The 12,483-nt window shown below is 48.1% G+C and carries 12 protein-coding genes; 11 read left to right on the top strand and 1 reads right to left on the bottom strand.

Annotated features, from left to right (window positions below; genetic code table 11):
• Nucleotides 1–964 precede the first annotated feature (964 nt).
• From SPTER_RS10025 to SPTER_RS10000, 6 genes are read left to right on the top strand one after another with little or no spacing between them, the layout of a single operon-like run.
• Entirely contained in the window at nucleotides 965–1,636 is a 672-nt protein-coding gene (locus tag SPTER_RS10025) for a YggS family pyridoxal phosphate-dependent enzyme (RefSeq protein ID WP_144350289.1), read from the top strand.
• Nucleotides 1,637–1,651: 15 nt separating this feature from the next.
• Nucleotides 1,652–2,098: a cell division protein SepF gene (locus tag SPTER_RS10020; protein ID WP_144350288.1), complete on the top strand. Its 447-nt coding sequence runs from the start codon at nucleotides 1,652–1,654 to the stop codon at nucleotides 2,096–2,098.
• Between the two features lie 25 nt (nucleotides 2,099–2,123).
• A complete protein-coding gene (proC, locus tag SPTER_RS10015; RefSeq protein ID WP_144350287.1) occupies nucleotides 2,124–2,936 on the top strand; it encodes a pyrroline-5-carboxylate reductase in 813 nt (270 codons plus the stop codon).
• Entirely contained in the window at nucleotides 2,937–3,731 is a 795-nt protein-coding gene (locus tag SPTER_RS10010) for a YlmH family RNA-binding protein (protein ID WP_144350286.1), read from the top strand.
• A 21-nt stretch (nucleotides 3,732–3,752) separates the two neighbouring features.
• Nucleotides 3,753–4,205, top strand: coding sequence for a DivIVA domain-containing protein (locus SPTER_RS10005; protein WP_144350285.1), 453 nt, complete (start codon nucleotides 3,753–3,755; stop codon nucleotides 4,203–4,205).
• Nucleotides 4,206–4,207: 2 nt separating this feature from the next.
• Nucleotides 4,208–4,510, top strand: coding sequence for a DUF167 domain-containing protein (locus SPTER_RS10000; RefSeq protein WP_144350284.1), 303 nt, complete (start codon nucleotides 4,208–4,210; stop codon nucleotides 4,508–4,510).
• A 118-nt stretch (nucleotides 4,511–4,628) separates the two neighbouring features.
• On the opposite strand, the gene SPTER_RS09995 is transcribed toward SPTER_RS10000, so the two are convergent.
• Complete coding sequence (locus SPTER_RS09995) at nucleotides 4,629–6,359, bottom strand: IS1634 family transposase (RefSeq protein ID WP_144350283.1); 1,731 nt, start codon at nucleotides 6,357–6,359, stop codon at nucleotides 4,629–4,631.
• Nucleotides 6,360–6,850: 491 nt separating this feature from the next.
• On the opposite strand from SPTER_RS09995, the gene ileS reads away from it, so the two are divergent.
• The 5 genes from ileS (at nucleotide 6,851) to SPTER_RS09970 (ending at nucleotide 12,227) form a co-directional block, all read left to right on the top strand.
• Nucleotides 6,851–9,652 carry an isoleucine--tRNA ligase gene (gene ileS / locus SPTER_RS09990; protein ID WP_281289528.1) on the top strand — a complete coding sequence of 934 codons (2,802 nt, stop codon included), beginning with the start codon at nucleotides 6,851–6,853 and terminating at the stop codon, nucleotides 9,650–9,652.
• A 77-nt stretch (nucleotides 9,653–9,729) separates the two neighbouring features.
• A complete protein-coding gene (locus SPTER_RS09985; protein ID WP_246105553.1) occupies nucleotides 9,730–10,056 on the top strand; it encodes a DUF5665 domain-containing protein in 327 nt (108 codons plus the stop codon).
• A gap of 24 nt (nucleotides 10,057–10,080) precedes the next feature.
• Nucleotides 10,081–10,608 carry a nitroreductase family protein gene (locus tag SPTER_RS09980; protein WP_144350281.1) on the top strand — a complete coding sequence of 176 codons (528 nt, stop codon included), beginning with the start codon at nucleotides 10,081–10,083 and terminating at the stop codon, nucleotides 10,606–10,608.
• Between the two features lie 15 nt (nucleotides 10,609–10,623).
• Entirely contained in the window at nucleotides 10,624–11,292 is a 669-nt protein-coding gene (locus SPTER_RS09975) for a TraR/DksA C4-type zinc finger protein (protein WP_144350280.1), read from the top strand.
• Nucleotides 11,293–11,522: 230 nt separating this feature from the next.
• Nucleotides 11,523–12,227 (top strand): TVP38/TMEM64 family protein, encoded by a 705-nt coding sequence (locus SPTER_RS09970; protein WP_144350279.1) that lies wholly within the window; start codon nucleotides 11,523–11,525, stop codon nucleotides 12,225–12,227.
• Nucleotides 12,228–12,483: the final 256 nt, after the last annotated feature.

Here is a 12,483-nt window from a genome sequence, read left to right as displayed (position 1 = left end):
CCAGTCGCACTCCCAGCCCGGCGTCGCCGGCGGCAACGGCTATTTACCCCGCGCTCCCCGCTTGTGCGGCGGCAGAAGCCCGGTGTATAATAGAAATGTCGTCGTGGACAGCTTGGCTGTTACGTGTAGGTGTACGGCACCTTGCGCGGGCCTGGAAGTGCTGGTTACACTTTCAGGTCACGGCGACTTTTTAATTTCCACCTATTTCTAATTATAGCCTGTTTGCGGTAAATTGCAAGTGCAGATCGGCTGGCCGGCTGGGACGGGTAAGCACTCGCCCCATTTACATTACAACGCGGTTTTGGTAAGATTGGTGTAACTAGTAAGGCTGGAGCGCCTCGGGTAGTACATTTTATGAACTGTAACATGGAATGTATTGAAACTTATAAGTGGATTTTGATAGAGTAATATTGTTGTTATTAATTGAAACACAGGGTGTATTTTGAATGCTAAATAATAGACGTAAAAACTCCTAATGTAGTGTACTTGTCTATATAGGGGGTTTTTTTATACTATCAGAAATTATAAGTTTTACAAGGCTGAACGTCCTTATAAAATAAGGGGAACCAAGGTCAATGCCCAGCTTGAGCAGAGACGGTGCCCCACCACCCCTGGTAGCCCCCCCCGGCCCTTTGCCGAAAAAAAAAGCGTTCCGCAGGAGAAAAGCCGGGCGGTATGCCGTTAAGAAATCCGCACTGTTTGAGCGGAGCGAGTTTGCGGATTTTAGGAATACCGCCCGGCTTTTCAGCTTTTGGAGGCTTCGGGCCTAGACTTTTTGTTACTTTTGGGTCATGCCAAAAGTAAAGCCGTTCCCTTGTATTCCAGGATTATTTGCTAGGTGCAAAGCCAAAAGATCGCGCCAGCGGTTTTTCTAATTTTTATGGTAAAAGCTTGAATAAATAGATCATTTTTAGAGGAAAATTATGTTTCTGGGCGAATAACCTAATAAGATGGAGGGTTTGCCATGTCAATAGCGCAAAATATTGAAGAAATACACAAAAAAATAGATATAAGCAAGGTCAAACTTGTGGCTGTCACTAAAAACCACGGCGTATCCGCCATGCTGGAAGCTTTAGCTGCAGGGGTAACTGCCGTGGGGGAAAACCGGGTTCAGGAAATGCTGGCCAAACACCCCGCCATCCAGGCAGCAGGCCGGTCGGCTGAATGGCATCTTATCGGTCATCTGCAGACAAACAAGGTGCGGCAGGCAGTGCCGCTGGCTGATCTGATTCACTCTGTTGACAGTGAGCGGCTGGCGCGCGAGATTGACAGTACAGCCGGCAAACTCGGTAAACGCCAGGATGTGTTACTGCAGGTTAATATTGCCGATGAGGACAGTAAATTTGGCGTGGAAGCCGGACAAGCCCTGCCGCTGGCCAGGTTGATCAGCCAGCTCGAACATGTGCGGCTTTGCGGTCTGATGACAATTGCACCGTTTAGCGAAACCCCTGAGGCAATTCGCCCGGTGTTTAAAGAGACCTATCAGCTATACAGCGAATTAAAACTATTAAAATTAGCCAATACTGAGTTTAATTGGCTATCAATGGGAATGACAAACGATTATCAGGTGGCTATCGAAGAGGGAGCAAACTTAGTGCGTATCGGTACTGCAATATTTGGCTCGCGCCAATATTAGGGAGGAGAGAAAGTTATGAAGTTTATGGAAAAAGTATGGGGCAGCCTTGGTCTTTTTGAACCGGCAGACCAGGAGGAAGACCGCTCCAGACCGGAGGAATCCGAAGCAAAAATAAAACAGAAGAATAATAATGTCGTATCCCTGCCGATGGCCCCGAGCAGCCAGCAACAGGGCAAACAAGTCAAAGTCATGGTTGTTGAGCCATTTTCGTTTGATGATGCCCAGCATGTATCCGACTATCTGAAAAGCCGTAAGCCGGTGGTAGTCAACCTTGAGAATACCGATCCGGATATTGCTAAGCGCATGATTGATTTTATTAGCGGCACGACCTATGCCCTAAACGGCCAGATTCAAAAGGTCGGTAATCATATCTTCTTATGTGCCCCGAATAATGTAGATGTTGCCTACAGCCCGCGGGACGAAGGCGGCGACAAGACACTGCTGCCCTGGGCCAATAAATAGTTTTAACACACCAGACGGAGGGTTTATGCTGACAAACAAACAAATAGGCTTTATTGGTGGCGGCGCCATGGCCGAGGCGCTGATACGAGGTATTCTGCACGCCGGCTTAGTAATGCCGTCACAAATTGCAGTAAACGATGTTTCAACTGAACGTCTGGGCTATCTGCGCGGCACTTTTACAGTATCAACAACGCTTGACAGCCAGGAGATTGCCCGGCAGTCGGACATCCTGTTTTTAACAGTAAAACCCCAGGTAATCAACGGGGTAATTGATACCATTGCGCCGGTTGTTGCCAAAACAACCGTGGTTGTTTCCGTAGCGGCCGGGGTAACCATTGCCGCCTTTCAGGGAAAAATGCCAGGAGTACCGATTATCAGGGTGATGCCCAACACACCGGTTGCTGTTGGTGAAGGGATGTCGGCCATGGCCCTGGGGAAATATGCCACTACTGCGGTAAGTGAGCCGGTGGCGGAGGTATTCGCCTCTGTTGGCAAAGTAGTTACAGTTAACGAAGATACGATGGATGCTGTAACCGGTCTGTCCGGCAGTGGCCCGGCTTATGCCTTTGTCCTGATTGATGCCCTTACCGATGCCGGCGTGCGGGTTGGGTTTTCCCGCCAGACAGCCGTTCTGTTAGCTGCGCAAACCCTTATGGGCGCAGCCAAAATGGTACTGGAAACAGGTGAACACCCGGCAAAATTGCGGGACATGGTTACATCACCGGGCGGTACAGCCATTACCGGCGTGCATGTGCTGGAGCAAAATGGTGTCCGGGCCGCACTTATCGATGCGGTTGTGGCCGCCACCAACCGTTCCCGCGAAATGGGGCGGCGGTAGATGAGCGAACGGGATAAGATTTTGCGGTATTACCGGGCATCAGGTGATGCTGATTTGGCAGCCAGACTTCTGGATTTAGCAGAGGCAACGCTTAAAAACCGCAAATATAAGATCAGTGAATTTTTGGACCCCTATGGTCAGAGCATCGCCGAAACCATAGCGGCCCACTACAACCGGCTGACACTCGAGACTAATGGCGGTTATCCCGGTGCCGAGCGCATGAAGGCAGCTTTTGTTGATACTGAATTTCTTGCTTATGCCGGGGCCCTGGATTATTCTATATCCTGCCTGTCTGTTCAATGGGACAGCCGCTATTGCCGCCTGTCGCACCGGGATGTTCTGGGCGCACTTATGGGCCTTGGCATTAAGCGGGAAATGCTGGGCGACATTATCATGGGCGGCGAACACTGCTATATTATGGCGGACACAAATATGGCCGCCTATATTGCGCAGAATCTTGCCGAAGTAGGCCAGGCTGCCGTAGCTGTGGCGCAGGCCTCACTGGCTGACATTCCTGCCAAAGAAGAAAAAATCAAGGAAATCCGGTCGACAGTCGCCTCCTTACGCTTGGATGCGGTGGCGGCATCCGGTTTTGGAACTTCCCGCACCCGCATGGCCGAGGATATTGCCGCTGCCAAGGTAAAAATAAACTGGCAGGATGCCAAAAGTCCGGCCCAGGCCGTAAAGGTGGGCGATGTCATTTCCATGCGTGGCCGCGGCCGGGTCGAAGTCCTGGAAGTCCCCGGCCAAACGAAAAAGGGCCGCTATAGTGTTTTACTCCGAAGATTTATGTAATTAGAATAGGGGTGGGGAGTTATGCTTACACCGTTGGATATTCATAATAAAGAGTTCAAGCGCAGTTTTCGCGGGTATAATGAGGAAGAAGTGGATGAGTTTCTCGACAGGGTGATTAAGGATTATGAAACACTGTATCGTGAAAACATTGATTTAAAAGAAACAATTGAGCGCCTCAACAGCAAACTCGAACACTACCAGCATATGGAAAATACCCTCCATAGTACACTGGTTATTGCCCAGGAAACTGCTGAAGAAGTAAAACTGAATGCCAAAAAAGAGACCGAACTGATGATTAAAGAGGCTGAGATACGCGCCCAAAGGCTGGTTGACGAAGGAATGTCCAAAGTGCGCAAGATGACCGGCGAGTATGAAGAAGTAAGAAAACAGTCGCAGGTTTTCCGCACCCGGTTGCGCACCCTGCTGCAGGCCCAGATGGAAATGCTTAACAATGCGGAAGAAGATGAAAATTAACATTGCCAGATCAGCTTGATATAAAAGAACTTCCGGACGGTGTCTCGTTTAAAGTACGGGTCCAGCCGCGTTCCAGTAAAAACGCCGTCAGCGGTATCATGGGCGACAGTATAAAAATCAATCTGACCTCGCCGCCGGTTGACGGCGAGGCGAACGCAGCCTGTATTGCCTTTATTGCCGGTTTGTTCAAAGTATCCCGTTCTTCGGTCGTCATTACCAGCGGCCACAGAAACAGATCAAAAACAGTCAAGGTTACAGGGATTGACAAAAATATTTTTTGCAGTATAATCGCTGCCTATATTTGACTTTATTCTCCGATCATGTATAATCCCATCTTTGACAGTTGGGAGATAAAAATAGTCTGAAACGCCTTGTATATAAGGCGTTTCAGACTATTTTAAGAAGCAAAAAAATGCGTACCTTTTATTGTTTTTTTGTAGACTTAAAAATTTTTTTCATTTGCTTTGTACCTACAATCTCATAATCGGTACGGAAGCCAAAAGTCTCATGTAGAGCATCGGTAAAATCGGTTCTGGTATAAGTGGGAACATACCCTTCTCCAGGAACGCAATAAAAATTCATGGTCCGTAGCTGGCTAATGATTTCGGTGCTTGTAAAATTTTCTTTTACCCTTTTTTCCAGATATCTGTAGATTGTTAGTGCTAAAAAACAGGTTGTAAAATGTGCTTTAATCCGGTCATCCCGGCTAAGATATACCGGTCTTGCCCTGAAATCGGATTTTAACAGGCGAAAACATTCTTCTATTTCCCAACGCTTGTGATTGATCTTAGTAATAGCAGGAGCATCCTCTTCGAGATTTGTGCAGACGGCATAGAAGCCATCATAAGCTTCTTCGTTTGCGATGATTTCCTGATCGATAGTGTAGAATTCATTTTTGGCAATTTCACCTTCAGTTGTCACATTTGTCCTTGAGATAAAACGCTTACAATCAGTCTGGCGGTGTTTTTTTAATGAGGAAGGATTTGATTCAAGCAGTTTACAGGCGCGTTCTATCTGCCGGCTTCGGATACATCGCTGGTAGTTTTGGTATTTGAAAGAGAAAGTAACGATGAGCTTCTGCTCTAAACCGTCTTCTTTTATCCAGCGCTCCTTGTAGAAGGTGGCGTTCTGATAGTTTTCTTTGGCCTCTTCGGACTGAGCTATTTGGGAAATATCAAACGCTCCCCTTACCTGAGGCAGAGACCAGCCCTCTGTAGCTAAAGCCCACTGCTTGAGATGTTTTTTCAGCTTTCTCACAGACTGAGTGGTAATAAAGGCACGGTCTTTCTTGTCATTGAATTTGCGATTATCGATGGAAGAGAGTCCGGCATCCGTACAAACAATAAATTTAGCCAGAGAGAAATCCGTAAGAATCTTTTTTTCTAACGGCTGTAGGGTAAGTTGTTCATTAGTGTTGCCGCTGTGAATGCAAAAAGCAAGGGGAATGCCATCCCCATCCATAAACAGTCCCATTTCCACAATCGGATTGGGCCTGTTTTCTTTGGAAGGGCCATACTGTTTATCGCCACTTTCCTGCTCAATTTCAAAAAAATAGTTGGTACAGTCGTAGTAAAGAATTGTATCATTGCGTTTTGAGACAGCCAGGCTATTTTTGTAAAGCTCAGCTTGAATAAAATCGGATTCTTTGGCAATGACTTCAAGAGCACGGTAAACATGCTGGATTTCAAAATCAGGCTGTTCCAGAAGCGTCTTGGAAAGCTGGCAGGTATTGAGCTTAGAGGCAGGAAATAGAATTCTGCCATAAACCAGCCTTGAGAGAATCGAATCAAGGGGAAACGAAAATTTATAGCGTTCAGAAATAGAGCGGCAAATATGATGAAGGTTTAAGTCATGGTACAACTGTTGGAGAAAAAGATAGCCACCATTGAAGGATACCTGGTCCCCTTTAGGGATAAGCTTGGACTGGGATCGCTTTATAAAGATATGTCCAGCTGCTTCTTTTTCCTTTTTAGTTAATTTATCAATATACGCTTTTGCCCACACATAAGGATCCTGCCCATTGAGCTTTTCCCGGAGTTCTTTTTCCGTGCCAAGCTTTTCAACGGTAATGGTCTTTTCTTTTTTATCAACATAAACTGTTTTTGTGACATAAAGGGAGGCGGAATTTTTGGAACGTGATACTTTCAATCGCATAAGCAGACCCCCAAACTACTTATATTATACCACATCACGCTATATCACGCAATATATAAGTGGGGATTTTGACAAAAAAATAAGCCTAAATCAAGGCTTCCAGCGTTTTTGGTATTATTCAACTGTCAAAAACCCGATCAAAAACAGTCAAGGTTACAGGGATTGACAAAAATATTTTTTGCAGTATAATCGCTGCCTATATTTGACTTTATTCTCCGATCATGTATAATATATGGGTACATGATAATATTTTAATCAGTAATGACGGAGACGCGCCTTGACGCGGTATACAGCGAACCAGGATATGGTGCAAGCCTGGTAACCAAAGCCTGGCCTGACATCGCTCCCGAACTGCGGACTGAACTAGAGTAAGCTCCGCCGCCTGACGCCCGTTACCGCGTTATAAAGCGGCTGTTTAGCCAAATAGGGTGGTACCACGGGAAACTTATCTCTCGTCCCTTTCAGGGATGAGAGTTTTTATTTTTATGGAGGTGCTGATTTTGGATTATAGCAAAACACTTAACCTGCCGCAGACAGAGTTCCCTATGCGCGCCAATCTGCCTGAACGGGAGCCTAAAATGCTCGAATACTGGCGTGAACACCAGATTTATGAAAAAAAGCTCACTAAGGGCAAGGGCCAAACCAAATTTGTCCTGCATGACGGGCCGCCCTACGCTAACGGCAACATCCATATTGGTACGGCGCTAAACAAGATTCTCAAGGACATTATTGTCAAATATAAATCATTGCAGGGTTTTGATGCTCCCTATGTCCCCGGCTGGGATACTCATGGCCTGCCTATTGAACATGCAGCCATCAAGATTCTCGGCTTAAACCGGCATGAACTAAATCCACTTGATTTACGCCGTGAGTGCAGACAGTATGCCCTCAAATGCCTGGACCTGCAGCGGGAGGATTTCAAACGGCTGGGCGTTGCCGGTGACTGGGAAAACCCGTACGTAACGCTGTATCCGGAGTATGAAGCCAAGCAGATTGAAGTATTCGGGGCAATGGCCAAAAAAGGGTATATTTATAAAGGCCTTAAATCTGTCTATTGGTGCACTTCCTGTGAAACAGCCCTTGCGGAAGCGGAGATTGAGTATGCCGAGAAAAAATCGCATTCGATTTATGTTAAATTTCCGCTTATCGATGATAAAGGCAACCTGCCGGTAGGTGTTGACGCCGCCAAAGTATATGCCGTTATCTGGACGACGACCCCCTGGACAATGCCGGCGAATGTTGCCATCTGTGTCCATCCTGATATTGAATATGCCTGGGTGGAGATAAATGACGAAATATATCTGTTAGCCAGTGAATTAGTAGAAAGCGTGGTTAAAGCCAATAACCTGGGCGAATATACGGTTCTCTCCACAATGAAAGGCGCCGCCATTGAAGGCATGGTCTTCAGCCATCCATTCTTTGACCGTGAATCACCCGTTATCCTCGGTGAGCATGTCACGCTGGAAGCCGGTACCGGCTGTGTTCATACCGCTCCCGGCCATGGCCAGGAAGACTTTGAGGTAGGTATGAAATATGGTCTGCCGGTCATCAACCCGGTTGACCCGGCCGGTAAATTCACTGCCGAAGCCGGTAAGTTTGCAGGGCTGGCAGTAGCTGACGCCAATGTTCCGGTCATTAAAGAATTGGCAGCCCTTAGCCTACTGCTGGGCAAAAGCTCGATCAAACATCAATACGCGCACTGCTGGCGCTGCAAGAACCCCATCATTTACCGGGCAACTGAACAATGGTTTGCATCGGTTGACGGCTTCCGGAGCGAAGCCCTGGCTGCGATTGCCAATGATGTTAAATGGATTCCGACCTGGGGTGAAGACCGCATTCATAATATGGTGGCCGACCGCCAGGACTGGTGTATCTCACGGCAACGGGTATGGGGCCTGCCGATTCCGATTTTCTACTGTATTAAGTGTAATCAGCATATAATTAATGACGAGACAATTCATGCTATTAAAGAAGTGTTCCGTCTCGAAGGATCAGATGCCTGGTGGGCCAGAAAACCGGAAGAAATCTTACCCCGGGACTTTGCCTGCCCGCATTGCGGCCATAACGAATTCCGCAAGGAGACCGATATTATGGACGTATGGTTTGACAGCGGCTCGAGCCATGCCGCCGTCCTCGAACAGCGCCTGGAACTTACGTGGCCGGCCGACCTTTACCTGGAAGGCAGCGACCAGCATCGCGGCTGGTTCCAGTCATCACTGTTAACCTCAGTGGCTACCCGGGGAACTGCTCCCTATAAGGCAGTTTTAACCCATGGTTTTGTCGTGGACGGTGACGGCCGGAAAATGTCCAAGTCGATCGGCAATACCATCTTTCCCCAGGAGGTTATCAAGCAGTATGGCGCTGATATCCTCCGCCTGTGGGTAGCCTCGGCCGATTATAAGGCTGATATCCGGATTTCCAAAGATATTCTCAAGCAACTGGCTGAAGTATACCGGAAAATCCGCAATACTTTTCGCTATATTTTAGGCAGCCTGCATGATTTCAACCCGGCTACCGACAAGGTTGCCTATCATCAGTTGCTGGAGATTGACCGTTGGGCGCTTATGCGGCTGGAACAAGTCAGAGCCAAGGTTACCCAGGCTTATGAAGACTATGAGTTTCATCTCCTGTATCACACCGTCCACAACTTCTGCGCTGTAGATTTAAGCGCTTTTTACCTCGATATCCTTAAAGACCGTGTTTACACTGCATTGCCGGCTTCGGTTGAACGCCGGGCCGCTCAGACAGCTATGTATGAAATTCTTAATACCCTCGTTGCCGTTGTCGCCCCGGTATTGACCTTTACCGCCGAAGAGGTCTGGCAGTACATGCCGCAAGCAGCGGGGCGTCCGGAAAGCGTACAATTAGCAAGCTGGCCGGTGGCTCATCCGGAATATTTCGAGCCGGCGCTGGAGGCGAAATGGGATAAAATCCTGGCACTGCGCGGCGAAATCACTAAAGCCCTCGAAACGGCCCGCCGCAACAAAGTGATCGGTCATTCCCTGGATGCTGCCGTCACCCTTTATGCTGCCGGTGACGAACTGACTGCGCTTACCGCGATTCAGGATGATTTAGCCACACTGCTCATTGTTTCTGATGTAGCTTTATTAAATACATTTGCCCAAGCTCCGGGTGAAGCCTATCGCGCCGCAGACCTGCAACTGGCTGTTTTAGTTGCACCGGCGCAGGGCCTCAAATGTGAACGCTGCTGGATTTATAGCTCAACAGTGAACCAGGATACAGAGCACCCTTCACTCTGTGACCGGTGCACTACTGTCGTAAAAAATATGTAAGCATGATAAACCGGGAGACTCATCCCGGTTTATTTTTTTTCATTAGGGAATAATAACACAAGTGGAGGACTGTTTGCATGGACAATAAAAATCGGGTAAATACTAATTATACTGAGGAAAAGCAACCTGAGTTTGCCGCTAAACAGCTGGAACGGCTTGTCAACCGGTTGGAAGCTATGCGGTTTGCTGATTACATGGAAATGCTGGAACGTCCGGCCAGGCTGATTTTCACAAATTTTGTGGCCGGTATTGCCCGCGGTTTAGGCATCGCAATTGGAGCCAGCCTGGTATTTGCCCTACTGCTCGCTTTTCTCAAACAGTTAATCATGCTCAACATTCCCGGTATCGGTGGTTTTATTGCCGACATTGTCCGGTTTGTTGAAACAAAAAACGGTACATTTTAAGTAGAATTCAAAGGAGGCTGAACCATGACCAAAGACGTCTTTGACTGTATACGAGAAAGCCACAGTGTCCGTAATTTTAAATCTGCACAAATTCCCGAACCAACCTTAACAAGAATTTTAGAGGCTGGCAATATGGCGCCAAGCGCAGGTAATCTGCAGCCCTGGTATTTTTATGTAGTACAGGACCTGTCGGTAAAAGAAAAACTGGCCAATGTCGCCTTTGATCAGGAGCAAGTCAGCGACGCCCCCACTGTTGTCGTTGTTTTGGCTGATCCGGCCCGCTCGAATGAGCGTTATGGCGAGCGGGGCGCTCAGTTATACTGCCTGCAGGATACAGCGGCAGCAACCCAGAATATTCTGTTAGCCGCTGAAGGCTTAGGCATTGCCGCCTGCTGGGTCGGCGCTTTTGATGAAAAGAAGGTCGCCGAGATTGTTGAGGCCCCGCCCCGGCTCAGGGCTGTGGCCATCATTTGCCTCGGCTACAGCGATGAACAGCCTAAACAATTCAAGGAGCGGCTGCGGCTGGCGGAGGTCGCAAAATTTATCCATTAGAAAGGGGGCTTATGCTTGCACCCCGGACAATTAGCAGCATTTAAAACCCGGCTGACAGCAAAAAAAGCTGAACTGGCTCATACACTGCAGCGCCTGGAAGCTACCGGGCTAAATTCGGCCTTGTCCGGTACGACAGGTGAACTGTCAACCTATGATAACCATCCGGCTGACCTGGGCAGCGAAACCTTTGAGCGCAGCAAGGATCTCGGCCTCCATGACAATGAACAGGTGCTTTTAAGCAATGTTGAACGGGCGTTGGAAAAAATCCACAATGGCACCTATGGCCGCTGTGACCATTGTGGGGCGGAGATAGCGCCCGCGCGGCTGGAGGCACAGCCCTGGGCCACCCAGTGTATTCATTGCCAGGAAAACCTTGAAAAAACGGCTATTGCCGGCCGGCCACTGGAGGAAGAAGCGCTTGCGCCGCCTTTTCAACGCAGTTTTCTGGACGCAGATACACTCGGATCAGTCGGTTATGACGGCGAGGATGCGCTCCAGGCAGTGGCCCGGTACGGGAGTTCAGACACACCGCAGGATATTCCGGGTTCAACTAATTATAAAGCACTGTTTCCCAACAGCAATGAGCATCTGGGCATGGTTGAACCTGCAGACGCTATCCCCAGCGAACCGGACAGTGCCAGCCACCAGGCCCGTAAACGCCAAAAAAAAGAAACCGGCCGCTAAGCTGCCGGTTTCTTTTTTGCCTATCAGCACTTTCTGCTGATAACTGTCAAAAACACCTATGGCCAGCGGCCGGCGTTGCTAACATTCGACAAGCCAAACTGTTCCTAATGCAGGATTTATCTGTTTTTTGTTTAATTATAAAACGTGCAACGGGTATACTATTTAGGTTGCTGAGCTATACAGGCAAAACAGATATTATCTTATACAACCCCAGGCATGGAGGTGGCTGAATGACCCGTCCGGAACCAAACTGCATAATTATTGCCAAGATTTGTGTCTTAGGACTGGTTGTAGCCGCTTATTTTGGTTTACCGGGAGTGCAACAGTTTGCTACTGAAGGCATTACCTATCTAAAATGTCGAAATTTTGAAGGTCTGCGCCAGTTTATTCTCTCCTATGGTCTCTGGGCACCACTAACCAGCATTGCGCTTATGACGCTGCAGTCTATGGTGCCGCTGGTGCCGGGGCTGATTATAACGATAACAAACGCCTGGATATTTGGCTGGAAATTAGGCTCTTTATATTCCTGGGCAGGGGCGCTCCTGGGCGCCGGCCTTGACTTTAGCATTGCCCGTTGGTATGGACGTCCGGTAGTCGAGCGGTTTATCAGCGTAAAATATTTAATTTTTACCGATACCTTTTTTAAAAAACATGGTGTGCTGGCCGTATTTATCACCAGACTCGTCCCGCTTGTTCCATTTAAAGTGATAAGCTATGGCGCAGGCCTGACAAAAATCTCTTTACTTCAGTTTACAGTCGCTACCGCTATCGGCCAGACACCGGCTATTCTGCTCTATTCAATAGTGGGGCAAAATCTGAGCCATGATTTCAAATGGGCAGCGGCGATTACATCATTGCTTATCATTACAGGCTTCATTGTCTATTACTACCGAGATGCCTTTGAACGCTACTTCCTGCCCCATAAAAACAAGTAGTCCACCAAACCCAAATCTACAGTGTTCTTGACGCGATATTTCCCGCCCAGCTTCGTTACCGTCGCCTTACATGTGTCCAGCGCGGCCCGTGCCAGTAATAAGAGGCCCATATCCTACAGGATCATTAAAGCAGCTCTTAATGAATCAGTTAGCGTCCTCCGCCTTGCATTGCGAAAAAATCTACGTTGTCTAAAACTAACATCCAATTTTTTTTGCCAAGGCACCAGTAAGAAACGCGGCAATTTTGGCCGCGCTT

It is taken from the genome of Sporomusa termitida, from assembly GCF_007641255.1.
Lineage (GTDB): Bacteria > Bacillota > Negativicutes > Sporomusales > Sporomusaceae > Sporomusa > Sporomusa termitida.
This window is presented reverse-complemented; position numbering and strand designations above follow the sequence as displayed.